This is a genomic window from Micromonospora sp. WMMD1128 (genome assembly GCF_027497235.1).
In the GTDB taxonomy this organism is placed as follows: domain Bacteria; phylum Actinomycetota; class Actinomycetes; order Mycobacteriales; family Micromonosporaceae; genus Micromonospora.
The window spans coordinates 5618071-5642133 of sequence record NZ_CP114902.1; the positions used below are offsets into that span (position 1 = coordinate 5618071).

General features: G+C 74.3%; 27 protein-coding genes, 1 tRNA gene and 1 pseudogene. 10 read left to right on the forward strand and 19 right to left on the reverse strand.

Annotation, left to right across the window (positions count from 1 at the left end; all coding sequences use genetic code 11):
- Positions 1 to 17: 17 nt before the first annotated feature.
- Complete coding sequence (locus tag O7602_RS25075) at positions 18 to 287, reverse strand: hypothetical protein (protein WP_281585064.1); 270 nt, start codon at positions 285 to 287, stop codon at positions 18 to 20.
- Between the two features lie 117 nt (positions 288 to 404).
- Between O7602_RS25075 and O7602_RS25080 the strand changes: the two genes are divergently transcribed.
- From O7602_RS25080 to O7602_RS25100, 5 genes are all read left to right on the forward strand, one after another.
- Positions 405 to 1061 (forward strand): 4'-phosphopantetheinyl transferase superfamily protein, encoded by a 657-nt coding sequence (locus O7602_RS25080; RefSeq protein ID WP_281585065.1) that lies wholly within the window; start codon positions 405 to 407, stop codon positions 1059 to 1061.
- A gap of 75 nt (positions 1062 to 1136) precedes the next feature.
- Positions 1137 to 2510, forward strand: coding sequence for a hypothetical protein (locus O7602_RS25085; RefSeq protein WP_281585066.1), 1374 nt, complete (start codon positions 1137 to 1139; stop codon positions 2508 to 2510).
- Positions 2511 to 2642: 132 nt separating this feature from the next.
- The gene (locus tag O7602_RS25090) at positions 2643 to 3365 is read left to right on the forward strand and encodes a VOC family protein (RefSeq protein WP_281585067.1); all 723 of its coding nucleotides are present in this window, start codon (positions 2643 to 2645) and stop codon (positions 3363 to 3365) included.
- Positions 3366 to 3694: 329 nt separating this feature from the next.
- Positions 3695 to 4420 (forward strand): G5 domain-containing protein, encoded by a 726-nt coding sequence (locus tag O7602_RS25095; RefSeq protein ID WP_281585068.1) that lies wholly within the window; start codon positions 3695 to 3697, stop codon positions 4418 to 4420.
- Positions 4421 to 4468: 48 nt separating this feature from the next.
- Positions 4469 to 4933 carry a hypothetical protein gene (locus O7602_RS25100; RefSeq protein ID WP_281585069.1) on the forward strand — a complete coding sequence of 155 codons (465 nt, stop codon included), beginning with the start codon at positions 4469 to 4471 and terminating at the stop codon, positions 4931 to 4933.
- A 4-nt stretch (positions 4934 to 4937) separates the two neighbouring features.
- Here O7602_RS25100 and O7602_RS25105 read toward each other — a convergent pair whose 3' ends face one another.
- The 7 genes from O7602_RS25105 to O7602_RS25135 form a co-directional block, all read right to left on the reverse strand.
- Complete coding sequence (locus O7602_RS25105; protein ID WP_281585070.1) at positions 4938 to 5810, reverse strand: alpha/beta hydrolase; 873 nt, start codon at positions 5808 to 5810, stop codon at positions 4938 to 4940.
- A 120-nt stretch (positions 5811 to 5930) separates the two neighbouring features.
- Positions 5931 to 6004 (reverse strand) — tRNA-Ala (locus O7602_RS25110).
- 193 nt (positions 6005 to 6197) lie between these two features.
- Positions 6198 to 6980 (reverse strand): hypothetical protein, encoded by a 783-nt coding sequence (locus tag O7602_RS25115; protein WP_281585071.1) that lies wholly within the window; start codon positions 6978 to 6980, stop codon positions 6198 to 6200.
- 179 nt (positions 6981 to 7159) lie between these two features.
- Positions 7160 to 7768, reverse strand: a complete 609-nt coding sequence (locus O7602_RS25120; RefSeq protein WP_281585072.1) for a GNAT family protein — start codon at positions 7766 to 7768, stop codon at positions 7160 to 7162.
- 85 nt (positions 7769 to 7853) lie between these two features.
- The gene (glp, locus tag O7602_RS25125; protein ID WP_281585073.1) at positions 7854 to 9167 is read right to left on the reverse strand and encodes a gephyrin-like molybdotransferase Glp; all 1314 of its coding nucleotides are present in this window, start codon (positions 9165 to 9167) and stop codon (positions 7854 to 7856) included.
- Entirely contained in the window at positions 9164 to 10153 is a 990-nt protein-coding gene (locus O7602_RS25130) for a UTP--glucose-1-phosphate uridylyltransferase (protein WP_281585074.1), read from the reverse strand. Before O7602_RS25130 ends, glp begins: the two co-directional genes overlap by 4 nt.
- A 9-nt stretch (positions 10154 to 10162) precedes the next feature.
- Entirely contained in the window at positions 10163 to 12349 is a 2187-nt protein-coding gene (locus tag O7602_RS25135; protein WP_281585075.1) for a diguanylate cyclase, read from the reverse strand.
- Between the two features lie 83 nt (positions 12350 to 12432).
- Here O7602_RS25135 and O7602_RS25140 point away from each other — a divergent pair, with 83 nt between their 5' ends.
- Together O7602_RS25140 and O7602_RS25145 are read left to right on the forward strand one after the other, a co-directional pair.
- Positions 12433 to 13080 carry a 5-formyltetrahydrofolate cyclo-ligase gene (locus O7602_RS25140; RefSeq protein WP_281585076.1) on the forward strand — a complete coding sequence of 216 codons (648 nt, stop codon included), beginning with the start codon at positions 12433 to 12435 and terminating at the stop codon, positions 13078 to 13080.
- Positions 13077 to 13235 (forward strand): annotated as a pseudogene (locus O7602_RS25145) (zinc ribbon domain-containing protein); the annotation flags it as partial. The gene O7602_RS25140 and the pseudogene O7602_RS25145, both read left to right, overlap by 4 nt.
- 62 nt (positions 13236 to 13297) lie before the next feature.
- Here O7602_RS25145 and O7602_RS25150 read toward each other — a convergent pair.
- Positions 13298 to 13648, reverse strand: coding sequence for a hypothetical protein (locus tag O7602_RS25150; protein ID WP_281585077.1), 351 nt, complete (start codon positions 13646 to 13648; stop codon positions 13298 to 13300).
- Positions 13649 to 14118: 470 nt separating this feature from the next.
- Here O7602_RS25150 and O7602_RS25155 point away from each other — a divergent pair, with 470 nt between their 5' ends.
- Entirely contained in the window at positions 14119 to 14595 is a 477-nt protein-coding gene (locus tag O7602_RS25155) for a flagellar biosynthesis protein FlgA (protein ID WP_281585078.1), read from the forward strand.
- A 198-nt stretch (positions 14596 to 14793) separates the two neighbouring features.
- Here the strand turns inward: O7602_RS25155 and O7602_RS25160 are convergent, their stop codons facing one another.
- The gene (locus tag O7602_RS25160) at positions 14794 to 14967 is read right to left on the reverse strand and encodes a hypothetical protein (RefSeq protein ID WP_281585079.1); all 174 of its coding nucleotides are present in this window, start codon (positions 14965 to 14967) and stop codon (positions 14794 to 14796) included.
- Positions 14968 to 15202: 235 nt separating this feature from the next.
- Between O7602_RS25160 and O7602_RS25165 the strand changes: the two genes are divergently transcribed.
- Complete coding sequence (locus O7602_RS25165; RefSeq protein ID WP_281585080.1) at positions 15203 to 15964, forward strand: hypothetical protein; 762 nt, start codon at positions 15203 to 15205, stop codon at positions 15962 to 15964.
- Between the two features lie 33 nt (positions 15965 to 15997).
- Here the strand turns inward: O7602_RS25165 and O7602_RS25170 are convergent, their stop codons facing one another.
- Positions 15998 to 16480, reverse strand: coding sequence for a DUF2231 domain-containing protein (locus O7602_RS25170; protein ID WP_281585081.1), 483 nt, complete (start codon positions 16478 to 16480; stop codon positions 15998 to 16000).
- A gap of 150 nt (positions 16481 to 16630) precedes the next feature.
- Between O7602_RS25170 and O7602_RS25175 the strand changes: the two genes are divergently transcribed.
- A complete protein-coding gene (locus tag O7602_RS25175; RefSeq protein WP_281585082.1) occupies positions 16631 to 17482 on the forward strand; it encodes an oxygenase MpaB family protein in 852 nt (283 codons plus the stop codon).
- 7 nt (positions 17483 to 17489) lie between these two features.
- On the opposite strand, the gene O7602_RS25180 is transcribed toward O7602_RS25175, so the two are convergent.
- The 8 genes from O7602_RS25180 to O7602_RS25215 form a co-directional block, all read right to left on the reverse strand.
- A complete protein-coding gene (locus tag O7602_RS25180; protein WP_281590515.1) occupies positions 17490 to 18323 on the reverse strand; it encodes a PD-(D/E)XK nuclease family protein in 834 nt (277 codons plus the stop codon).
- A gap of 134 nt (positions 18324 to 18457) precedes the next feature.
- Complete coding sequence (locus O7602_RS25185) at positions 18458 to 19069, reverse strand: MarC family protein (RefSeq protein WP_281585083.1); 612 nt, start codon at positions 19067 to 19069, stop codon at positions 18458 to 18460.
- Positions 19070 to 19100: 31 nt separating this feature from the next.
- The gene (locus O7602_RS25190; RefSeq protein WP_281585084.1) at positions 19101 to 19967 is read right to left on the reverse strand and encodes a PHP domain-containing protein; all 867 of its coding nucleotides are present in this window, start codon (positions 19965 to 19967) and stop codon (positions 19101 to 19103) included.
- A gap of 10 nt (positions 19968 to 19977) precedes the next feature.
- Positions 19978 to 21249 (reverse strand): hypothetical protein, encoded by a 1272-nt coding sequence (locus tag O7602_RS25195; protein ID WP_281585085.1) that lies wholly within the window; start codon positions 21247 to 21249, stop codon positions 19978 to 19980.
- Positions 21246 to 22061, reverse strand: a complete 816-nt coding sequence (locus O7602_RS25200; protein WP_281585086.1) for a SigE family RNA polymerase sigma factor — start codon at positions 22059 to 22061, stop codon at positions 21246 to 21248. The genes O7602_RS25195 and O7602_RS25200 overlap by 4 nt, the downstream gene beginning before the upstream one ends.
- Before the next feature lie 103 nt (positions 22062 to 22164).
- Positions 22165 to 23037 carry a PH domain-containing protein gene (locus O7602_RS25205; RefSeq protein ID WP_281585087.1) on the reverse strand — a complete coding sequence of 291 codons (873 nt, stop codon included), beginning with the start codon at positions 23035 to 23037 and terminating at the stop codon, positions 22165 to 22167.
- 6 nt (positions 23038 to 23043) lie between these two features.
- Positions 23044 to 23202, reverse strand: coding sequence for a hypothetical protein (locus tag O7602_RS25210; protein ID WP_013283898.1), 159 nt, complete (start codon positions 23200 to 23202; stop codon positions 23044 to 23046).
- Between the two features lie 116 nt (positions 23203 to 23318).
- Positions 23319 to 23978, reverse strand: coding sequence for a DUF6758 family protein (locus tag O7602_RS25215; protein WP_348651298.1), 660 nt, complete (start codon positions 23976 to 23978; stop codon positions 23319 to 23321).
- Between the last annotated feature and the right edge of the window lie 85 nt (positions 23979 to 24063).

Below are 24063 nucleotides of genomic sequence, written 5' to 3' on the forward strand. Positions count from 1 at the left end.
GCGGCCACCGGAAGCGCTCAGACGGTACGCGGGCGGCGCGGCACCCAGCCGATGAACCGGTCCTGCAACGCGGTGACCGGCGCGCTCCGCAGGTCCTGCGTGGCAGCTGCCAGGCAGGACCCGAGATAGACGCTCAGCGATGCCCGGTCCACCTGGTACTCGATCAGCAGGTCCTGGCGTTTCGTGGCACAGGGCCAGTCGTCGCCGCACGAGCCACAGGTCCAGGCGGGCGTCACCGGCACGTGCTCGGCGGACCTTGGTTCCGACGCCTCCACACCGGGGGTCATCGGCCACTCCTTCCATCGATGTCGACGCTGCCACCCCCCGCAACGTTTCTTCAGCGCCCCATCGCGCTCCGCCGTTACGGTACGGTCACCGCGTGTTCCCGTCACCCACCGACGCTCGTGCATGACCTGTTGCCGCCCGCCGTCGCCGTCGCGGTCGCCGGCCCGGCCGACTGGGCCGGCGCGCTGCTGCCGGTCGAGCGGGCCGCGCTCGGCGACCGGGCGGTGCCCAGCCGCCGCCGCGACTTCACCGCCGGCCGGGTGTGCGCGCGCCGGGCACTCGCCGCGCTCGGCCTGCCGCCCACGCCGGTGCCCGCCGGCGCCGACCGGGCCCCGATCTGGCCGGCCGGCGTCGTCGGGACGATCACCCACACTGCGGGCTACTGCGCCGCCGCCGCCGCGCACGCCAGCGACCTGCGCGCGGTCGGCATCGACGCCGAGCGGCGTCGACCCCTCACCCCGGGGGTACGCCGAAAGGTGTGCCGCCCCGACGAGGAGGCGGACCTGGCCCGACTGCCGTCCGGACCGCCCTGGCCGACGGTGCTGTTCAGCGTCAAGGAGACCGTCTACAAGGTCTGGTACCCGCTCGTCGGCACCTGGCTGGGCTTCCCCGACGCCCGGGTCACGCTCGACCCCGACGCGGGGACGTTCCACGCCGAGATCGCGCCGACCCGGCTCGCCGACGCGCCCGTGCCCGATCCTCCGTCATCGATGTCCGGACGGTTCGCGGTGGACGACGATCTGGTCCGTACCGCCGCCGTTCTGACACGCCGGTGAGGGCCGGACGGCTTTGTCGCCGCCTGCTTGTACCGTCGTTCCGACTGAAAATTCCGAAGGTGCCCAAGGAGTACGGTGAGCCACCCTCAGCCTCCGTCCGGGTCACAGGACCCGAACCAGCCGCAGGAACCGCCGACCGAGGCGTTCCCCACCGCGCCGATGCCGCCGGTGTCCGGCAGCCCCTGGGCGCCCCCCGCCCCCGACACGCCGCAGGCGCCCACCTCGGGTGCTCCCCCGGCGCCCACCTCCGACGCGCCGCAGGCGCCCACCTCGGGCGCGCCGCAGGCGCCGGTCTCCGGCACGCCCTACCCGTCGCAGCCCGAGGCGTTCCCGCCCGCGCCGCCGACCGAGGCGTTCCCGGCCGCGCCGCCGACGCAGGCGTTCCCGCCGGCACCATCGACGCAGGCGTTCCCGCCGTCGCCAACGACCGAGGCGTTCCCGCCCGCGCCGTCGACGCAGAAATTCCCGCCCGCGCCGTCGACGCAGGCGTTCCCGCCGTCGCCGCCGACCGAGGCGTTCCCGGCTACGCCGTCGACGCAGGCGTTCCCGCCGTCGCCGCCGACGTCCGGCGCGCCGTATCCGCCCCCGGGTGGCGGATACCCGCAGGCAGCCGGCGGATATCCGCCTCCGGAGGGCGCGTACCCGCCGCCGGGGGGTTACCCGCCGCCGGGTGGGGCGCAGCCGGGCGGGGCGCAGCCGCCCTACCCGCCCGTCTCGGGCGCGCCGTATCCGCCGCCCGGGCAGTACCCGCCGGGTGAGGCGTACCCGACCGGGCCGTACCCGCCCCCGCCGGGGCAGCCGTTCGGGCCGCCCGCCAAGAAGTCCAACAAGAACGTCTGGATCACGATCGGCATCGTGGCGGTGGTCCTGCTGCTGCTCTGCTGCGGCGGAGGCATCTTCGCCATCTACAGCGGGGCGAAGAAGACCCGGGAGGCGATCGACGATCTGCCCACCCCGGGCATCACCTACAGCAACCCGGTCGACGACCCGCCGACCGGCGACCCGACCGGCGACCCGACCGCCACGCCGGAGCCGGGCAAGACCGACGACCAGACGTTCAACATGCCGGCCGGCGACAAGCTGATCATCAACGACGACTACGGCACCCTCGAAATCACGGTCGGCAACTTCCGGACCAAGGACGCCGCCTGCCGGGAGTACATGCCCGGGCCGAAGAACGGAACGTTCCTGATCGCCGACGTGACCGCCGAGGTCACCAAGGGCACCGGGGCGATCAACCCGTTCTTCTTCACCTGGCGGGCTGCGGACGGCACCGAGGAGAACGGCATCGGCGGCGCCTTCTCCGGCTGCGGCAAGCTGATGACCTCGGGCAACAACCTGCCGGTCGGCACCAAGCGCAGCGGCCAGCTCATCTTCGACGTGAAGGACAAGAACGGCGTCGTCGAGTACGAGCACCACCTGCGTACCGCCGGGTCCTGGAAGCCCTGACGCCCGCGCGACCCCGCACCGCGGGGGCCGGTCCCGCCCGGGACCGGCCCCCGCGGCCGTTCCGGCGGTGCCACCCGGCCGTTCGGCCATTTCCATGTGCGCGTGCCGGCCACCGGCCGCCAGGCTCGAACGATGACGAACGAGACCACCATCCCGCTGCTGCCCTGTCGGTCCCTGGACGACGTGGCGCCGTTCTACCAGGCTCTCGGCTTCCAGGTGACCTACCGGCAGATCCGCCCCAACCCCTACCTGGCCCTGCTCCGGGAAGACCTGAACCTGCACTTCTTCGGCATGCCGGAGTTCGACCCGGCCACCTCGTACGGCAGTTGTCTGGTCGTCGTGGACGACCTGGTCGGCCTGCACCGCGTCTTCACGGCGGGCCTGCGCGCCGCGTACGGCAAGGTGCTCGTCGCCGGCGTGCCCCGGATGACCCGGCCCCGGGTCCGCCGCAACGCCGACGGACACACCGGTTTCAGCATCGTCGACCCCGGCGGCAACTGGATCCGGTTCGTGGCCCGGGCCGCCACGCCGGACGTCGACGGCAGCTCGGCCGCCGGTCTGTCCCGGGCGCTGGGGAACGCGGTGGTGCAGGCCGACTCCCGCGGTAACCCCCGGCAGGCCGCGAAGATCCTCGATGGCGCGCTGACCCGTCCGGACGCCACCGACGAGCCCGCCGCCCTCGTGGAGGCGCTCGTCTACCGGGCGGAGCTGGCGCTGCTGCTGGACGAGCCGGAAGCCGCTCGGGAACTGCTGCGGCGGGCCGGGGCGGTGCCGCTCGACGAGGAGTCGCGCGCCCGGCTGACCGACACCCTCCAGCACGCCGCCGACCTGGCCGCCACGCTGCCGCCCGGCTGAACCCGGCGACTATCCGAGGTGGCCGGACGCCAGCTCGGGGAAATAGCGGGGTCCAGCCGGCGGGATGCCACCACTTCACCGAACTGGTGTCGATCATCGACCGAACTCGTAACCCGCCTTGCCTCGCCGACCGATCGGTCTGTCCAGCGCCGGACGGCCGGTCGGACCGGTGACGGCGACCGGTGTTCCCGGTCGGCCCGGGAGCCGTCGAGGGCTCGCCGCTCGGTCCGTTTTCCGCGACCTTCGGCATGACCGACGGTCGGAGCGTCGACACGGAGCGCACCGGTCGACCGCTGGAAATCGTTGTGGACGCAAGCAGACTGAGCTGCGTGACGCATCCATCACCGCAGAACCCGGCAACCGTCCCCGTCGGCGCAGGCCGGGCCCACCCCGCTCCGAAGCAGTCCCGCCGGCGTCGGCTCTCTGGCGGCGCGAAGGTCGCGGTCGTATCGACAGGTCTGCTGCTGCTCGCCGGCTGCGGCGGAGTGGCGACCGGGGCGAGCGCCGACGCTCCGAAGCAACCGGACAAGACGGAAGCCGCGCCCGCAACGACGGGTGTCGGGGCCACGGCACCGGCGGTCGTGGATCTGGCGACCTCCGCCCCGTCACCGACCGAGGCGAGCCCGAGCCCGTCCGCATCGCCCCTGGTTCGGATCACCACCGTCACCTCGACCGCGAAGATCGCCTACTCCACCCGGACGGTGAAAGACGGCACCCTGTCACGGGGGACGAAGAAGGTACGCACTCGGGGCGTCGCCGGCGTCCGCACCCTCACCTACCGGGTGACGGTCACCGATGGGGTCCAGACCGGCAAGAAGCTGGTCCGTTCGGTGGTGACCAGGAAGCCGATCACGCAGGTGGTCGCCGTGGGCACCAAGCAGACACGCAGTTGCGACCCGAACTACAGCGGAGCCTGCGTGCCGATCGCGAGCGACGTGGACTGCGCCGGCGGCAGCGGCAACGGTCCCGCGTACGTCACCGGCCCGGTCCGTGTCGTCGGCAGCGACATCTACGACCTGGACCGGGACGGCGACGGTATCGGCTGTGACGACTGACGTCGCGTGCGGACGGTCGGGTGGCACCCGTACACCTATGCTGGGCCGGTGATCCTCGCTGACGTCACCGGTTCCTGGGCCGGCACCAACGGCTTCCGGATGCTGCCCGCCGACCCGTTCGTCGAGTCGCCGGCCACGCTGACCGTCGCGACCGCCGCTGGCGGGCACCTGACCACCGTGGCGTACTCCTGGGCGCATCCGGACGACGGCCCGCAGGACGGGCTGCTGGTGATCGCGGTCGGCGCGCAGCCGGGTTCGCTCGTCGCCTGGTGGGGCGACTCGTGGCACCAGCAGCCGGGGCCGATGACGCTCACCGGTGACGCGGGCCCGGGCGACACGGTCGCGCTCACCGCCGAGTACGGCGGCGGGTGGGGGTGGCGGATCATCCTCGACGGCACCGAGCCGGCGACGCTGCGGCTGCGGATGGAGAACGTGGTCCCGGCGGACCAGGCCGGCCCGAAGGCACCGGCCGGCCCGTACCCGGTGATGGTCACCGACGTGCGGCGCGCCTGAGCCGTCAGGCGACGCCGTCGAGGATCTCCCGCAGCCGGCGGGCGAACGCCTCCGGCTGCCCGGCGTAGCCGCCCTCCTCCCCGAGGAAACCGCCGTGGTGGCTCGGGAAGACCGCCGGCAGTCCACCGAGCAGCTCGGCCGTCGCCACCGAGGTACGTCCGGTCAGGGTGCCCGCCGACTCCTCGCCCACCGCGATGACGACCCGGGTACGCGTCACGCGGAGCGCGTCGACGTCCGGCCGGTAGCTGGTGACCGCGGCGGACCGATCGGACAGCAGCGGGTCGTCCCGTGAGCCGTCGTCGTCGACCGGCATGCCGAATGTGGCCGGGTCCGGCGCGGGCTGGGCGAAGTAGTCGTCGGTGAACTCGCCCCGCCAGGACGTCATGGCGATGAACGCCGCCATGCCGGCGCCCCAGCCGTGCTTCTGGTACGCCTCCTGGCAGGCGGCGTTCGCCCGCGCGGCGGCCTCGGCGTCGGGGAGCAGCGGCACCAGCGGCGGCTCGTGCGCCACGAGCGTGGCCACCGTGCCCGGGTAGGCCGCCACCAGCGCGAGCGCGGTCACCGCCCCGCCGCTGCTGGCGAAGAGGTCGACCGGGCCCGCGTCGAGGGCGTCGACGACGGCGCGTACGTCGGTGGCCTGCACCTCCGGTACGGAGTCCATGCGGCCGTCCCGGCGCACGCTGCGTCCGAGCCCGCGCGGGTCGTACGTGATGACGGTCCGGTCCGGGAAGTACGAGGCGAGCGTGGTGAAGCCGTCGGCGCACATCGGCTGGCCGATCATGAACAGGGGCCGGTGTGCGCCGGCCGCCGCGCTCGGGGCGTGGACGTCGTAGACGAGGTCGACCTCGGGCAGCTGGAGCGTCTGGGTTGTGGTCATGCCCCGGTCGACCGTCGCCGGGCCGGAAAGTCATCGGTCCGGGTGCGGTTCGCGGCGGTGTCGGCTGCCCACAATCGGAAAAGGCCGTCTCCCACCACGGGAAACGGCCTTTGCACTGGGTGGAGCTGAGGGGATTTGAACCCCTGACCCCCTCGATGCGAACGAGGTGCGCTACCAGTCTGCGCCACAGCCCCTCCGCCGGCGAACCAGCGTCGGTCCCACCCGGCTTGCACCGGGCGGGCCGGCACCAAGGCTAACAGGCCCCACCCCCGCCACGCGAACCGCCCCGCCCCGCGCCACCCAGTCCATCGATCTTGGAATTGTGGCACCTCCGACAAGCCACCGAAGGGACAAACCCTGGCACCACAACTCCAAGATCGACGCGGGTCAGGCGCCTCGGCCGGACTGGTAGGGACGGCCGCGCAGGCCGCCGGCCCGGCGGTAGGACACCGAGCCGCCGCTCGCGGCCGGTGGCAGGTCGGACGGGCGGTCCAGGCCCATCGCGGTACGCCGGACCGCCTCCCGCTGGGCGGCCAGCCGGCGCTGCGCCTCCCGCCGGGCCGCCGCGCGTCGGGCCTGTTCGCGGCGCACCTCAGCCTGGCGGGCGGCCAGCCAGGCGGACTCGCGGGCGTCCGCACGCCGCCGCCGGCGCTCGGCCAGGGCCCGCTGCCGCAGGTGTACGACGTACGCGACGAGCAGCGTGCCGGTGACCGAGACGCTGATCCAGAACCCGGGGCCGACGAGCACCACGCCGACCAGTTCGACGAAGTTGAGCAGCAGCAGCGCGGCGAGCACCCGGCGTCGGCGGTAGACCGCGGGGGTGTGCCGCCGCCGGGGCGGGTGCCGTCGGCGGGACTGTGCGGGGATCGCGGAAACGGGCCGGAGCCGGCCGGAGCGCCGCCGGGCAGGCGGGGCGGAGACCGGCCGGCCAAGACCACCCGTGTCCGAATTTTCACTCAAGGTGACAATCAGGGAGCGCGGGGGGTGCAGCGGTCGCCGTCCGGGCACGGTGCGGCGACGACGCTGGCGTTGGAGCACCCGCGCCGTCGACTGCGCCCGCTCCGCCACCAGCCGCTCGGTGGCGTCGTACCGGCGGACCAGCGCCGGAGCGAGGGCGAGCAGACCGGCGGCGGCGAGGACGGCGAGGAGCACCGACGTCGGCACCCTCACCCCTCCCGTCACCAAGTTCGGGGCGAACGCCGCCCAGCCGCAACTTCTTCCGTCACCGCTCGTTAACGGCGCACATCATGCGGGCGGGCAGCGCTTGCCACAGCTTGCAGTTACTTGAGGTTACGGGCCACGGACCGGGTTCACCGTGCGCCGCGCCGGGCGGTCACGGGCCGAACGGCTCAGCGCCGGTTGTCACGTACGCGGTGCCATCGGGCCAGCAGCCCGCCCTCGGCGGCCACTTCCTCGCTGGTCATCGCGTATCCGATGTGGTCCCGCCAGGCGCCGTCGATGTGCATGTACCGCACGTGGTAGGCCTCCTCGCGGAAGCCCAGCTTCTCCACCACGCGCCGGGACGGGACGTTCTCCGGCCGGATGTTCACCTCGATCCGGTGCAGCCCACCGGGGCCGAACGCGTGGTCCACGGCGAGCGCGACAGCGGTCGGGATCACACCCTGACCGGCCACCCGCGAGTCCACCCAGTACCCCACGTAGCCGGAGCAGAACGCCCGCCGCACGATGCTGCCCACGTTGACGTGGCCGACAAGCCGCTCCTGCCCGTCGGAACGCAGGCAGACCGCGAACGGCATCCCGTCGCCGGTCCGCGCGGACTTCCGCTGGTCGGCGTGGACCAGGCGGAACGCGGCCGGCGAGTTCGTCTCGTCCCAACCGCCGGGCACATGGGACTCCCACGGGGCGAGCCAGTCCCGGTTCGCGCGCCGGATCGTCGACCACTCCACCGCGTCGGAACGCCGGTAGGGACGCAGCACCACCGGACCATCCACAAGCACCGCCGGCCACCCCGGCGCCCGCCGAAACCTCACCGAACCGAACCGTTCGCGACTGCGGGGCTCCGCTTCGCTGCACTCCTCGCGCTCACCGGCGCCGGTCCAACAACAGCACATCCACGGTGGAGCCCGCCGCGGCCGTGGTGACCCGCTCACCGAGCACCAGCAGGCCGTTCGCCTCGGCCAGGCCGGAGAGCGTGTACGGGCCGCCGGCCAGCGGCTGCACCGTGTAGCCGCCGCCGCGCCGCTCGGCCACGTGCGCGGGGCGGAACTCGCGCAGCCCCACCGGCGACGACACGGTCTCCAGCAGGTGCGCGCGGACGCTGGGCCGGAACACGGGCTCGGCGCCGGCGAGCAGTTGGATGGCCGGGCGGGCCAGCACCTCGAAGCCGATCAGCGCCGCGCCGGGCTCACCGGGAAGACACACCACCGGCACCTCCTCGGCGCCGACCGTACCGAACCCGAGCGCGGTTCCGGGATAGAGGGCCACCTCGGTGAAGGTGACCGGCCCGGCCCGGCCGCCGTCGCGGCGGGACAGGATCCGGCGGACCATGTCGCCCGGGCCGGTGCCGGTGCCGCCGGTGGTGATGATCAGGTCGGCCCGCAGCGTCTGGTCCTCCAGCAGGCCGCGCAGCGCCTCCGGGTCGTCGTCGCAGATCCCGACCCGGTACGCGAGCGCGCCCGCCTCCGCCGCCGCGGCGGTCAGCGCGTGCGAGTTGGTGTCCACCACCTGACCGGGCTGGCTGCCCCGGCCCACGTCGACGAGTTCGTCGCCGGTGGCCACGATCACCACCCGGGGGCTCGGTCGCACCACCACGTGCCCGATGCCGGTGGCCGCGAACACCGCGACCAAAGCCGGCGAGACGTACGCGCCGGCGCGCGCGAGCAGCGTGCCGGCGACCAGTTCCTCGCCGGCTCGGCGCAGGCCGTACCCGCGTCGGGGGGCGCGGAAGATCTCCACCGCGGCCATGCCCTGGTCGGTCCACTCCACCGGGACCACCACGTCCGCGCCGAGCGGCAGTGGCGCGCCCGCCGCCACCGAGAAGCAGGCGCCGGGGGTGAGCCGGACCGGTCGCCAGCTCGCCGCGCCCAGGTCACCGACGACGTTGAGCCGGATGCTGCGCCCGCCGGGCATACCGGAGGGGGCCGGGACGTATCCCGGCCCCCGGCTCCCTCCGGAGATGTCCTCCCAGCGCGCGGCGTACCCGTCCACCGCCGCCTGGTCGAAGGCGGGGAACGAGTGCGGGGCGACCACGTCCTCGGCGAGCACGTTGCCGTACGCCTGGGTCAGGTCGAGGTCGAGCGGAGGCAGCGCCCGTAACCTGCGCAGCACGCTGCCCAGGTAGTCGGCGAGCGGCGTCAACTCGTTCGCGGCCGCCTCGGCGTCGGCCGTCGCGGTCATGTATTGGCACCGCCGGACGCGTCGCGCAGGCCGTTCAGGACCGCGTCGGTGACGGTCTCGTCGCCGTTGTTGACGAACTCGGCAAGCCACTTGCGGAACTCGGCGCCCAGGTCCTCCCGCTCGGACGCGATCTGGACCACGGTCTGGAGATAGCCGAGCGGCATGCCGGTGTCGTAGCGGGTGCCCCGGTAGACGATCGCGTGCACCGGCACCCCCTCGGTGCGCAGCAGCTCCATCGCGTCGGTGAGCTGGATCTCGCCGCCGCTGCCCGGCTGGGTGCGCCGGATCGCGTCGAAGATCCGCCCCGGGAGCACGTACCGGCCGAGGACGGCCAGGTTGCTCGGCGCGTCCTCCGGGCTGGGCTTCTCCACCATGCCGGTGACCTTGACGACCTCGGCGATGTCGGCGTACTCCGACTCGGCCGGCTCGACCGAAGCGATGCCGTAGCGGCTGGTCTCGGCCGGGTCGACCTCGAAGAACGCGAGCACCACGCCGCCGGTGCGGGCCTGCAGCTCCAGCATGGCCGGCAGCAGCGGCTCGGACGGCTTGACGAACTCGTCGCCGAGCAGCACCGCGAAGGGCGCGTCGCCGACGTGCGACTCGGCGAACCCGACGGCGTGGCCGAGGCCGAGCTGCTCCGGCTGGCGGCAGGTGTAGATCGCGGCCAGTTCCTCGGTGCGTTTGACCGCGGCCAGCAGATCGGGCTTCTTGGCGAGCCGTTCCTCCAGGTCGGGCCGCCGGTCGAAGTGGTCGACCATCGAGGTCTTGCCCCGCCCGGTGATCAGCAGCACGTCGGTGATGCCGGCCTGGGTGGCCTCCTCGACGATGTACTGGAGGACCGGCCGGTCGACGACCGGCAGCAGCTCCTTGGGGACCGCCTTGGTGGCCGGCAGGAACCGGGTGGCCAGGCCGGCGGCCGGGATGACGGCCTTGACCGCGCGGGAGCGACCAGGGGTCGCTGAGGGGTTCGCTGAGTGCTCCGACATGCCGCGAGACTATCGGCCACGGCTCTGCCGCGGCGGCTGAGGACCGGAAGACGCGCCGCCCGGCGCGGCGCCCGCCTGCTCCGCCGCGCCGGCCCGGGGCAGCCCGTCGGGCGGGCTGACCGTGGTGGCGGCCACCGGAATCTCCTGCGTGCGCACCGGATCGGGGGCGGGCGCCAGCCGGTGGCCGTCCCGCCCGGCGGCCTTGGCCGCGTAGAGCGCGTCGTCGGCCGCGTCGAGCACCTGCTGGCCGCCGCCGGCGTGGTCCGGATAGACGGCGATGCCGATGGACACCGTCACCGGCACCCGCAGCGGCTCGGCGTCGTGCCCGTCGACGGACACCGGCTGGTCCCGTACCACCGCGCCGATCCGCTCGGCGACGATCGTGGCGCCCCGCGCGTCGGTCTCCGGCAGCAGCACCACGAACTCCTCGCCGCCGTGCCGGAACGCCAGGTCCACCTCGCGGATCACGCCGCGTACCCGGCGGGCGAACTCGACGAGCACGGCGTCCCCGGCGGCGTGCCCCCACGTGTCGTTGACCTCCTTGAACCGGTCCAGGTCGAGGGCGAGCACGCTGAGCATCCGGCCGAACCGGTTCGCCCGCTCCACCTCCCGCCGGATCGACTCGCGCAGGTAGCGGTAGTTCCACAGCCCGGTGAGCGGGTCGGTCAGGGAGAGCCGTTGTGCCTCCTCGTGCACCCGGACGTTCTCCACCGCCACCGCCGCGTGGCCGGCGAAGGTCCGCAGCGTGACCAGGTCGTCGTCGTCGAACTCGTGCCCGCCGAGCCGGTCGTAGAGGGCCAGTACGCCGAGCGCCGCGCTGGGCGGGCCGGCGGTGGGGTCGCTGTCGGCCGGCGGATGGCCGGGACGGTCCGCCCCACGCGGGTCGGCCACGCCGGGCGCGGCGAACGGCACCGCCACGTACGTCTCGCAGGACGGCTCCCCGGTCGGCGCGTCCGGCGGCGCCCACCGGCCACGCAGCGGCTCCCCGGTGGCGGCCACCGCCCCGACCACGCCGGCGCCGACCGGCACCCGCAGCGTCGCCGGGTCGGCCGGGTCGTCGGTCGGCCAGCGCCCGGTCAGCCCCTCCACGCACTGGCCGACGAGCACCCCGTGGCCGTCGAGCAGCAACACCGCGCCGGCCCGGGCGCCGGTGCCGGCGAGCGCGCTGTCCAGGATCACCCGCAGGATCCGTTGCAGGTCGTGCGTGCTCGCGAGCGTGTCGCCGAGCACCACCAGATGGTTGCGGAGCTGGTCCCGGCTGCTTGTCAACGCCGCCACGTAACTGCCGGTCTCCCGGGTCATCCGGTTGAACGCGCCGGCCAGCCGGCCGATCTCGTCCCGGCTGCGCACCGGCACCCGCGCGGTCAGGTCGCCGTGCGCCACCCGGTCCACCGCGCCGGCCAGCTCGATCAACGGTCGGGTGGTCACCCGGGCCAGCCGCCCGGCCGCCAGCACGGCCAGCAGCGCGGCCAGCGCGACGGCGGCCACCAGCGCGCCGTACAGGCCGGGCGGGCGGTCGCCGCGCACCGAGAGCACGAGCGGCAGCGGCTGCCCCGAGGACGGCCCGACCCGGCGCACGTACCGCCCGTCGCCGGTCCCGGCCACCCGATCCCCGGTGACCTCGCGGGCGGCGGCCAGCACCGCCGCGCGTACCCCCTGATTTTCGGTCGTGGCTCGCCCGGGGTCGTCGAGGAGGGTGACCTCGACGCCGGTCACGGCCGCGAGCCGCGCCACGAAGGCCCGGTCGACGGGCTGCGCGGCGGCGACCGCGCCGAGGTCGGCGCCGGCCGGGTCGCGGAGCCGGACCTGGACGGCGAGCGCGCCCACCGGGCCGGCCGGGACGCCGGCGCAGTCCTGCCAGGGGCCGGCCGGGCCGCCGGCGGTGGCGTAGCTTCTCCGGCCGGTGGCGTCGGCGATCACGACGGCGGCGGCCAGGCCGCGGCCGACCACCTGGTCGGCGGCACGCGACCGGGCGGCCGGGTCCGCGACGAGAGCGACCGCGTCGGCCGCCGCGCGCAGTTGCTGGCAGAGCGCGTCGACCGAGGTACGCACGCCGGCCGCGGCCAGCCCCAGCCGCTCGGTGGCGCGACCACGGTCGACCGCGCTCAGTGTGGTGCCGACGAAGAACGCGCCGAGCAGGACGGGGCCGAGGACCACCACGAGGAAGGCCATCGTCAACCGCCCGCGTAGCGTCAAGCTTGCCCCCGGAAGTACCGCGCCCCTTGGTGCGATGCTGACACAGAGCGACCGCTAGGCAAGCGTTGCGTCAGGAGTGTTGCGTGCCGGATTTTTCGGATGAGGTGCACGAGGCGAAACGGGAGCTGCGCGTCGCGCTGCTCGCCGCCCGCCGATCGCTGTCCGCGACGCGCCGGGCCGAAGCCGCGGCGTCCGTGCAGGCCGAGCTGATTTCCCTGGTACGCCGGATGCGCCCGACCCGGATGACGGCGTACGTGCCGGTCGCCTCGGAACCCGGCGGGCCCGACCTGCCCGAGATGCTCCGGGCCGCGCTGCCGGCCGACGCCGAGTTGCTGCTGCCGGTGCTCCGGGACGACCTCGACCTGGACTGGGCCGCCTACACCGGCCCGGAGTCGCTGCGCGCCGCCGGCCGAGGGCTGCGCGAGCCGACCGGCCCGACGTGCGGCCGGGCCGCCGTGGCCGGGGCGGACCTGGTGGTGGTGCCGGCGCTGGCGGTGGACCACCGGGGCGTCCGGCTGGGCCGGGGCGGCGGCTCCTACGACCGGGCGCTGGCCCGGGTGCCCGCCACCGTACCGACGGTGGCGCTCCTGCACGACGGCGAGCTGGTCCCGACGGTTCCGGCCGGCCCGCACGACCGGCCGGTGCACTGCGTGATCACGCCCCGGGGCGGGCTGGCGGCGGTGCCGGGTGTGGGACCGGGCGCTTCCGCTGGACGAATCCGGGTGCCATGACGCACCATTGGCACTCGAAGACCACGAGTGCCAGACCGGCCGTGCCAGATCCGGAGGAGAACGTGCCCACGTACCAGTACGCCTGCACCGCGTGCGGCCACCAGCTCGAGGCGGTGCAGTCCTTCTCGGACGCGCCACTGACCGAGTGCCCGGCGTGTGAGGGGCGGCTGCGCAAGCTCTTCAACTCGGTAGGCATCGTGTTCAAGGGCTCCGGCTTCTATCGCACGGACTCCCGTTCGTCCGGATCCGAGAACGGCGCCGGCGCCGGCGGCAAGGCGGGGAAGTCGGAGTCCTCGACTTCCTCCTCATCCTCATCCTCGTCCGACTCCTCGTCGGGCTCCGGGTCCTCGGGTTCGGGGTCCTCGGGTTCGGGGTCCTCGGGTTCGGGGTCCTCGGGTTCGGGGTCCTCGGGGGCCGGGTCGTCGGGTTCGGGGTCCTCGGGTTCGGGTTCGGGCTCGGGTTCGGCGAGCAAGTCGCCGGCGGCGTCCAGCTCCTCCTGACCGCACGCTTTCCGACAGTGGCCGACCCCTTCGGGGCCGGCCACTATCGTGCTCTCACCCCGCCCCACCCCCTCCTCTGATCATGAAGTTAGCGGCACGACTCGTCCGTTTTCGTCGCAATTAACTTCATGATCGCCGGAGACACCCATGACGTTCCAGTCGTGCCCCACCCAGCCCACGAGTGGAACGCCACGGGTGCGTCAAAGGGCCGGAGACACCCACAACGCTCCAGTCGTGCCTCAGCCGGCCCATGAGTGGAACGTCGTAGTGCGTGACGGCAGCTCCGGCACGGTTACCTCGACGACGGCGTTGTCGACCGGTCCACCCTGCTCGGGGTGGACCGGGGTGGACCTGGGTGAGTCGGGGTGAGCCGGGCGAGTTGGGGCGGGAGGGGGTGCCTGGACTGCGCCGTTGTCCACAGGACGACGGGGTTATCCACAGGGGGGAGGCGACGGGCGACGCGGCGGGGCGGGGCGCGCCTAGCCTGCTGACGGGATGGCGAGTCGCCGACGGTGGAGCCGGCGGAGGGGAGGCAGCGGTGGCGGATGCAGAGGTGACGTTGCGGCCGGTGCGCTGGCGCGTCCCCCGGGGCCGCACGCTGCTGCGGGTGACGCTTGTCGCGGTGCTGCTGGGGCTGGCCGCCGCAGTGCTGCAGACGCCGGCCGGCTGCCCGCCCAGGCCGCTTCCGGCCGCCCTCCCGACGCCCGCCGAGCCACGGCCGGACGGAGCCCTGACGCTGCCCGCCGGGGCGGTCGGCGTGCCGATCCGGTTGGCCGAGCCGGCTGCCCTCGCGGTGCTACGCCCGGGTGCCCGGGTCGACCTGCTGGTCGTGCCGGCCGGCGGATCGCGCGATCCCACCCTGCTCGCACCGCGCGCGTTGGTGCTCGATGTGGTGGGGGCCAACGGGGTGGTCGACGGCTCCTCGGCGCTCTATCTGGCGCTCCCACCGGAGCAGGCCCGACGCGCGGTCGGCCTGCCTGAGGGCAGTCGCTTCGCCGTGGTGGTACGCGGCTGACGCCGGCTCTCTCCCCCGAGTCGATGACGGCCAGCGGCCGGCGGTCGCTCGTTCTCGCTCCCGGTGCGGCGGTCGCTCGTTCTCGCTCCCGGTGCGGCGGTCGCTCGTTCTCGCTCCCGGTGCGGCGGTCGCTCGATCTCGCTCCCCAGTGCGGCGGGCGCCCGTCCTCGCTCCCCAGGGCGCGGCGGTCGCTCGTCCTCAGTCCCAGTGCGGCGGGCGCTCGCCGAGCAGCCAGTCGTCGTTGCCGCCGGGGCGCTCACCCCAGCCGCGGTCGGTGTCGTCGGTGGTCTGCTCGGGCAGCACGACGAAGTCTTCGCTGAGGTCGACCACGCGGTCGTCGTCGCGCGGGACCCGGATGCCGGGGTCGGTCACGGGGAGCAACGATACCGCCGCCGACCGACCGCCTCGACCCGCCGCGGTCCACGACTCGAGACGCCGGCTGGCGTCTCACCCGGTCCGACAGCGGTAGCGGGCCCCACCATGAGAGGGCCGTGCCCTGAGAGGGCCGTGCCAGGCGGCCAGGGCCTGCGCACGTGATGCCGTGGGTGAATTGCCGCTCGCCGCGTCGGGCAGCCGACCGGGCGAGCCGTTGGTAGCGTCGGTCGGCGTGACGACGCCGAGCGGTGGCAACCCCGACGACGAGACCTGGCGACGCCCCGAGCAGCCGGACGGGGCACCGGCCGTGGACCGGCCCGATGACAGCCGGCCCGCCGCGACGAGCCAGCCCCAGGAGGACGCGCCCACGCCGGAGACGACGATCGGCGCGGACGCGCCCCCGGCCGACGGCAACCACCGCGAGCACCACGATCCGGACGGCGCGGCCGGTCAGCAGGTGCCCGATCCGGGCACGCCCGACGGGGCCGGCGCGACGAGCGAGGCCGCCAGTCCGTGGTCGCGCGAGGGAGCCATGGAGAGCCCCTGGGCCAGGCCGGACGCGGCGACCCCGGCCGGCGGCTGGACCGCCACCGCCGGCCAATGGCCCGGTCCACCGGGCAACCCCGGCCCACCCTGGACCCCAGGACCCGGAGGCCCTCCCGGACACCCCGGCCCGCCCGCACACCACGCCCCGCCCGGACACGCCAGCGCGTACACCGGGCCGCCGGGACACGCCGGTCCGACCGCACACCACGCCCCGCCGGGACACGCCAGCGCGTACACCGGGCCGCCGCCGAGCACGCCGCCGCCACCCGGCTGGCGACCGCCGGTGCACGTGCGGGTGCCACCGCCCCGGCAGCTCCCGGCGCAGGACATGGTCGCCATGGACCGCTCGGAGCAACGTGCCCAGCAGCTCACCTACGGCATCGGCGCGGTCGTCGGCGTGGTACTGGTGCTGCTGACGTGCCTGCTGTGCTCCCGGCTGCTGTTCTAAGCCGGCCCGGCCGGCGGCCGAAAGGCCGGTGAGTCAGACGATGCCGTCCCACACCATCTTGGCCCCGCTGTCACCGGTCAGGTAGACGTAGATGATCGCGAACACGGCGAGGACGGCCGCCACGGCGGTGAGCGCCAGGGGCACCCAGCGGGGCAGGCTCTGGAGGCGGGCGAAACCCTTGGTGCTCAGCACCAGCAGCAGCGCCACGACCGCGAGCCCGAGCGTGAACCAGAGCAGGGTCTCACCGTACTCGGAATGCTCGTGGATCTTCGCCAGCCCTTCCGGCGGGTAGCCCCGCGACTCCAGCGCCTCCTCCAGCTCCTCGCCGGACTCGGTCGCCACCCAGGCCAGGATCGGCGTGACCACGGCGAGCGCCACCACCGCCCAGTCCAGCCGGTGCCGCCAGCGGGCAAACGCCCCGTACGCGACGGTGAGCAGCGCCAACAGCGGCACCAGCACCACCACCGCATGAATGACCAGGACGTGGCCCGGGAGACCGTTGACTTCCCTGAACACCGACACCTCCGGCGAGTGGACGGATTCGCGCGGTCAGCGTACGCCGAGGCACGTTCGCACATCGACACCCACGCTCGAATCGTCACAACGGTTCATCCCGGCGGCCCCGAGCCGTGCGGGTACGCACGGCCGGCGTGGCACTCTTGACCAGTGGACACCGAAGACCTCGGCCTGTTCGGACCGGGATCGGTCACGTGGAAGGTGCACGAGGAACCGATCCTGATCGTCGCCGGCCTGCGCTCGCTCTACCTGCAGGCGTTGCATCCGCGCGCGATGGCGGGGGTGGCGCAGAACAGCAACTACCGGGCCGACGCCTGGGGCCGGCTGGTCCGGACGGCGGGCTACGTGGCGACGACGATCTACGGCACCACCGCCGAGGCGGAGGCGGCCGGGCGGCGGCTGCGTGCGCTGCACGCCCGGTTGCGTGCCACCGACCCGCTCACCGGCGAGGTGTTCCGGGTCGACGAGCCGGACCTGCTGCGCTGGGTGCACGTCACCGAGGTCGAGTCGTTCGTGACCACCGCGCGGCGGGCCGGGCTGACGCTCACCGACGACGAGGTGGACGGCTACTACACCGAGCAGCGCCGGGCGGCCACCCTGGTCGGGTTGGACCCGGGCGACGTGCCGGGCACCGCCGCCGAGGTCGGGGCGTACTACCGGGACGTGCGTCCGGAACTGCGGATGACCCGCGAGGCGGCCGAGACCGCGGTGTTCCTGACCGCGCCGCCGATCCCGTGGAAGCTCAGCCTGCCGGTGAAACTCGGCCTGAGTCTGGGCCCGCCACGCTGGGCGTACCTGGGGGTCGCCGGCGCCGCGTTGGGGTTGCTGCCGCCGTGGGCGTTGCGGCTCTACGGCGGGCTCGGGCTGCCCACCACGGCGTTGTCGGCCGAGGTGGGTGTGCGGGCGTTGCGGCTGGCCCTGGCGGCGGTGCCGCGGCGCTACCGGGAGGGGCCGTTGCAACAGGTGGCCAAGGAGCGGGCGGCCCGGCTCGCGGCTGCCTGAGGAATCCTCAGTCGGCGTCGGCGAAGCGTTCGACCGCCGACCAGGGGTCCTTTCCGGGGGTCTGCGCGCCGGTCGGGCAGGTGCGCCGGTAGTCGCACCAGCCGCAGCGCGGCCCCGGCTCGGCGGGGAACGCCTCGTCGGGGTCGGCGCCGCCGGCCACCGCCCGCTCGGCGGCCATGATGTCGCCGGCGGTGTCCTCCGCGCGGGTGAGCTGCCGGTGCAGCGACTCCGGGGTGTGCTCGTGCGCGGCGACCGTGCCGCTCGGCAGGTGGTGCAGCTCGACCCGGCGGCACGGCCGCCGGAACACCCGCTCCGCCGCGTACGCGTAGAGCGCGAGCGCCTGCGAACCGCGGGCGTCGTCGGCGTCGAGCCCGGTGCGGCCGGTCTTGTAGTCGACGATGACCAGCTCGGGTCGGCCGTCCGGGCCGGGGCGGGAGTCGATCCGGTCGGTGCGGCCGTTGAAGGCCAGCACGCCGGTCTTCACGGCGACGACCCGCTCCACGCCGATCGGCTCGTCGGCCGGGTCGAGCCCCGCCACGTAGGACTCCAGCCAGGCCAGCGCCCGCCGGAAGGCGTCGCGCTCCTGCTCGTCGTCGCGGTAGCCCTCGCGGACCCAGGTGCCCTTGAGCAGGCCGGCGAGCGCCTCGGGGCGGCGACGGTCGGGGGCCAGCGCATACCAGTTCTTCAGCGCGGTGTGGACGCTGGCGCCGAGCGAGTTGTGCGCCCACGGCGGCCCTTTCGGCGGGGCGGGGCGGTCCACGTAGGCGTAGCGGTAGCGCCGGGGGCAGTCGGCGTAGGCGCCGAGCTTGCTGGGTGTGCAGACGAAGAGCCGTTCCGGCATGCCCTCGAAACCGAGCTGCTCGGCCTGCTCGGCGCGGGGCCGGGGCGCACGGCCGCCGGTGGGTCGTCCGGTCGGTGAGGGTCGTCGCACGCCTGAGATCCTGCCACCCGGCTACGACATCCGGCGCGACGGACTCAGGCGTTGAGGTATTCGGTCACGAACGCGGCGATCGCGTCCGCGATGAGCTGCACCGCGATGGCGGCCAGCAGCAGGCCGGCGATCCGGGTCAGCACCTCGATGCCGCCCGGACGGAGCACCTTGACGATTCCGCCGGAGAAGCGCAGCACCACCCAGACGGCGACCATCACGGCGACGATGGCGAGCGCGATGGCCACGTAGTCGGTGACGCCGCCGGCCTGCTGCACGAACAGCATGGTGGCCACGATGGCGCCCGGTCCGGCCAGCAGCGGGGTGCCCAGCGGCACCAGCGCGATGTTGGAGGTGACCTGCTGGCTCGGGTCGTCCGCCTTGCCGGTCAGCAGTTCCAGCGCGACGAGCACCAGCAGCAGGCCGCCGGCGGCCTGCAACGCAGGCAGGTCGACGTGCAGGTAGGCCAGGATCGTCTGCCCCGCCACCGCGAAGATCACGATGACCCCGAGCGCCAGCGCCACGGCCTGCCAGGCGGCCCGGTTCCGGTCGCGGGCGGGCAGCGGCCCGGTGAGCGCGAGGAAGATGGGCATCATTCCGGGCGGGTCGACGATCACCAGCAGGGTCACGAAGACCTCGCCGAAGAGCTTGAGATCCACGCGGACACGGTAGCCGCGCCGCCGGCACGCTTCAGCCTGAAGCGACAGGGGTCACCCCGCGGCCCAGCGCGACGATCCGCTCGTACGCCTCCGGGGCCGTGGTGTGCGCGCCGAGACAGACGGTCTTGTGCGTGCCGTGGAAGTCCGACGAGCCGGTGACCAGCAGACCCAGGTCGGCGGCGAGCCGGCGGACGTGCTCCCGTTCGGCCGGGCTGTGGTCCTCGTGGTCGGCCTCCAGACCGGCCAGTCCGGCCGCCGCCAGGTCCACGATCAACTCGTCGGGCACGATCCGGCCGCGTCGGCTGGCCCTCGGGTGGGCGAAGACCGGCACGCCACCGGCGGCCCGCACCAGCGCGACCGCGCGGAACACGTCGATGTCGTCCTTGGGCAGCCGGTACCGTTCCCCCAGCCAGTCCGGCCCGAACGCCTCGGTGGTGGTGGCGACCAGGCCGGCCCGGATCAGCGCCTGCGCGATGTGCGGGCGACCGACCGTCCCGCCGGCCGCCCCGGCCAGGATCTCCGACCAGCTCACCGGGATGCCGTCGGCCTGGAGCAGCCGGACGATCCGCTCGCCGCGTTCCTCGCGGGCCCGCCGGACCCGGGCCAGCTCCGCGACCAGTTCCGGCTCGTCCGGGTCGAAGAGGTACGCCAGCAGGTGCAGCGGGATCGCCGGCTCGACGCCGAACCAGCGGCAGGACAGCTCGGCGCCGCGGATCAGGGTGAGACCGGGTGGGCGGGCGGCGACGGCGGCGGCCCAGCCCGCCGTCGTGTCGTGGTCGGTGACCGCCACCACGTCGAGCCCGGCGTCGGCGGCGGCCCGGACCAGCTCGGCCGGGTCGAGCGTGCCGTCGCTCGCGGTGGAGTGGGTGTGCAGGTCGATGCGGGCGGGAACGCTCACCTGAGCGACGCTACGCCCCGTCCGGCGTGGCAGGGGTGTCGGCCACCACCACCGGACGCTGCCCGGGCGGCACCCCGTCGAGCGCCGACGCGGTCGGCCGCTGCCCGGCCAGCACCCGCCCGGGCTCGACCCGGACCAGTCCGCCGGCGGCGTCCACGTGCAGCGCCGTGCCGGCGCGGGTCCAGGCGACCGCGCCGGCCAGCGCCGGGCCGGCCGGGTGGGCCGTCGAGGTGGCTGCCAGGTCGACAAGCAGGGCGGTGCGGGCGGCGCCGTTGGCCAGCAGCCACCGACCGTCCGGCGAGACCGCGCCGAGCCCGTCGGCGGCCAGCTTCGGACCGCAGTCGGTGCGGGTCGGGGCGAGGTCGCGCGCCGGGTCGAGCAGGGCCAGGCAGGTTTTCCCCGCCGAACCGTCGGTGACCAGGCCGACCACCCGCCCGTCCGGTCGCATGCCGTAGACGGCGCGTACGTCCGGGTTCGCGGCGCCCGGCACCCCGCCCATCGCGCGCTGCCACACGCTCGTGCCACCCCGGCCGGGCCGGGCGACCAGCACGTCGTCGCCGGTGAAACCGATCGGCACGACGCCGGGCGGCGCGGCCACCCGGCTGGGCGCGATGAGCTGGCCGGCGACCACCCCGGCGGCGACCAGGTCCGAGCCGTCCCGCCAGGCCACCTGCCGGCCGTCTGGGGAGACCGCGACGGCATCCGCGGCGGCGAGCATGACCTGCGGCGCGCCGCCACCCGCCGGCACCCACCAGAGGGTACGGCCGGCAGCGGTGGCCGCCGAGGTGAGCAGCCAGCCCTCCCGGTCGTGGACCCGCTGCGCCCGTTCGACGTTGCCCACGCCGGTCAGCTCGCGCCGTTCGCCGCCGCTGGTGTCGAGCACGTCGCCGACGAGCAGGTCGAGCTCGGCACGGACCGGCCCCGGGCCGGACATCGGAGTGGCCGCGGTGGGGAGCGGGGAGGCGGAGGATCCGTGCGGGTCGCCGAGCACCACTGTCGACGTGTCGCCCCGCCCGCCCGAACCGCCGAGCTGCGCCATCCCGGTGGTGACGAGCACCGTGGCCACGCCGGCCAGGGCCAGCCCGGTGAGCGCCCGGCGGCGCCCGGCGCGGCGGGCCCGCCGCAGCACGTCCCCCGCCGGATCGGCGCGCAGCGGCCGGGTTGTGACGACGCGGCGGGACAGCGTCTCGCGCAGCGCCCGCTCCAGTTCGTCCTCGCCCACGGCGAGTGGACGCTCCGGGTTGCCCGTTCGGTTGTCGCCGGCGGGTCGGGTGCCGCTCATCGGGTCTCCACCGGGATCGGAACGGCGGAACGGACCGGCGCCGTCGGCGTGGCCGAGGTCGCCGGTGACGAGGCCGGGCGGGTCGCCGGTGATGAGGCCGGGCGGGTCGCCCGTGACGGGGCCGGGCGGGTCGGCGGGGCGTCGGGTTGCCGTGCGGTCCCGGCCGGGAGGCCGGGTGCGGTCGACTCGGCGGGTCGCCGCGTCGCCGCGGGTCGGGCTTGCGGACCGGCCGCGCCCCGGGGGACCGCCGAGGTGTCGAACTTCGCCGGGGAAGCCGCTCCCGCCTCGGCGGTCGCGTCGGCCGGCAGGCCCAGGGCGGCCTCGGAGCCGAGCCGGCGGCGCAGGGTGTTGAGCGCCCGGGAGGTCTGACTCTTGACCGTGCCCGGAGAGATCTCCAGCAGGGCGGCGGTCTGCGCCTCCGACATGTCCTCGTAGAAGCGGAGCACCAGCACCGCCCGCTGGCGGGCGGGCAGCGCCTGGAGGTGCCGCCAGAGCGCGTCCCGGTCGAGCTGTTGCTCGATCTCGTCGACGCCGGCCCGCTCCGGCAGCACCTCGGTCGGCCGTTCGCCGTGCCACCGGCGGCGCCACCAGCTGGTCGAGGTGTTGACCAGGACCCGGCGGGCGTACGGCTCGATGGCGTCGATCCCGCCGAGCCGTTTCCAGGCCAGGTAGGTCTTGGTCAGCGCGGTCTGGAGCAGGTCCTCGGCGGTGGCCCAGTCGCCGGCCAGCAGGTACGCGGTGCGCAGCAGGGCGCCGGAGCGGGCCGCGACGAACTCGCGGAACTCCTCCTCCAGCGGATCCCTGCTCGCCACGCTCACCTCCGCGCCCCCGTCCTGCCTGGCAGGCTCCCACGACCGGGTGGGCCAGGTCGACGGCGAAAGGTGCGCAGTCCCTCCGATTTTCGGCCGAAAAGTTTCAGGCGCCGTCGTCGGCCTTGGCCTCGTCGGCCTCCTTGCCCAACCGCGCCTCGACGGCCTGCGGCTCGTACATCTCCTCCACCACACGCAGGTAGAGCTCGTTCGGGTTGGGCAGGTTCTTGACCTCGCGCAGCGCCTGCTCCTGGCCGGCCGACTCCAGCACGAACGTGCCGTAGTTGAGGGCGCGACCGGTCGGGGTCTGCTCGTATTTCATGTCGGTGACCCGGACCAGCGGCATCATCGCGACCCGGCGGGTGATGATCCCGTTGACCACCATCACCCGTTTGTTGGTCAGGATGAACCTGTCGTAATACCAGTCGGCGACGCGCCACGCGACCCAACCCATGACGGCGAACCAGAGCAGCACCGCGACCGTGGTCAGCGCGCCGACGTCGCGCCCGGCGAGGAAGCCGGCGAGGTAGCCGAGCACGAACGTGGCCGCGATGCCGACGATGATCGGGGTGGTGAGGTGGATCCAGTGCCGCTTCCACTCGCCCCGGTAGCGCTCGGTGGGGAAGAGGTAGCGCGCGACGAGCGAGCTGGGCTCGTCCTCCAAGGGCAGCACGCGGCGCGGGGCCATGCCGGAGGCGTCGACCCGGAGACCGGCCAGCTCCTCCTCGGAGATCGGCTGCTCCGGGTAGCCCTCCGGGTCGCGCGCCCAGGCGCGACCGGAGCGGCCCTCGCCGGCATAGCCGGGACCGTCGCCGAAGGCGGCATCGCCCGACAGGGAGGGGCCCGCCCCGTAGCCGGAGCCGGAGCCGAAGCCGGGACCGTCGTCCGGGTCGATCCGTGGGATCGGCTCGGTGTCGCGCTCCCGGCGTGCCCGGTCGGGATCGTCCGGGTCGAAGGGGGGACCGGAAGGGCTTCCCATGGGTGGCTAGGCGACGAGGTTGGTGAAGAAGTCGCCGAAGCCCTGCGCGATGTCCATGATGCCGCCACCGAGAGACTTGAACACGTCGGCTGCCGAGTTTGGCCGGTAGGCGACGAAGAAGATCAAGAATGCGATGCCGGCCCAGGTGAGGACCTTCTTGACCATAGCGGGCCATCCTCTCGCGGAGCCGGGTCCGTTTACCGCAGCGGCACCCAGAGTATCAGCATGGTGTCTTACCGTGAATATCTGCGTCCGCTCCCCGACTCGCCGGTGCCGGCCGGTCAGGCCTGCCCGTGCAGGTACGGGGACGGTGCGCCGTACACGAGCTCGGGCGGTGTCCACTCGGTGAGGTCGTGCAGCACGACTTCTTCCGCGAGGAGGTGACCCGCGCTCGCCGGCCAGGCTATCGCATGGAGCCACATTCCCCGAGCCTCACCGGCGTACGCGCTTCGATCCGTTTCGGACCGCACGAGCCACAGTGGAGTGGGATGACCGCCCACACGGATCTTCGCGTGCGGCAGACGCTCGGGATGACCAGGGCCGGGATCGGTCAGCGCCTCCTCGACCTGGGGGCCGGGATCGGGTCCGGGCAGTCCCGCGAAGCGGGAACCGAGGCCGACACCGGGCTCCTCGGCGACGAAGATCAGGTCGGCCGGTCCACCGTCGAGCGGGGCCGGGCCGGCACAGGCGACCACCGTGGCGCGGACCCCGGCCCGGTCGTCGCCGGCCCAGGCCACGCCGGTCAGTGTCCAACCCGGCGGGAGCGGCCACGGGCACCACAGCGGCACGCCGACCCGGTCGGGCGGCGCGCCGTCGGCGGCCACCCGTTCGACCACGCTGGCCACGATCTCGGCGCCGATGTGCTCCGGCACGTGCAGGGGCGGAACCGGGCCGCACCGCAGGCACCGGTGCTCGCCGTGCATCAGGTCCGGCTCGCGCACCGGACCCGCGCATCTCGGACAACTCACCGCGACAGTCACACCCTCACCGTCGCCCCGGGACGGCGGGGCGTCAAGCGGGGCGGGC

Coding starts and splice junctions, on each gene's coding strand:
- O7602_RS25075 (WP_281585064.1), bottom strand. CDS start 287: ATGACCCCCGGTGTGGAGGCGTCGGAACCAAGGTCCGCCGAGCACGTG.
- O7602_RS25090 (WP_281585067.1), top strand. CDS start 2,643: ATGACGAACGAGACCACCATCCCGCTGCTGCCCTGTCGGTCCCTGGAC.
- O7602_RS25105 (WP_281585070.1), bottom strand. CDS start 5,810: ATGACCACAACCCAGACGCTCCAGCTGCCCGAGGTCGACCTCGTCTAC.
- glp (WP_281585073.1), bottom strand. CDS start 9,167: ATGACCGCGACGGCCGACGCCGAGGCGGCCGCGAACGAGTTGACGCCG.
- O7602_RS25130 (WP_281585074.1), bottom strand. CDS start 10,153: ATGTCGGAGCACTCAGCGAACCCCTCAGCGACCCCTGGTCGCTCCCGC.
- O7602_RS25180 (WP_281590515.1), bottom strand. CDS start 18,323: ATGCCGGAACGGCTCTTCGTCTGCACACCCAGCAAGCTCGGCGCCTAC.
- O7602_RS25195 (WP_281585085.1), bottom strand. CDS start 21,249: ATGAGCGGCACCCGACCCGCCGGCGACAACCGAACGGGCAACCCGGAG.
- O7602_RS25205 (WP_281585087.1), bottom strand. CDS start 23,037: ATGGGAAGCCCTTCCGGTCCCCCCTTCGACCCGGACGATCCCGACCGG.
- O7602_RS25210 (WP_013283898.1), bottom strand. CDS start 23,202: ATGGTCAAGAAGGTCCTCACCTGGGCCGGCATCGCATTCTTGATCTTC.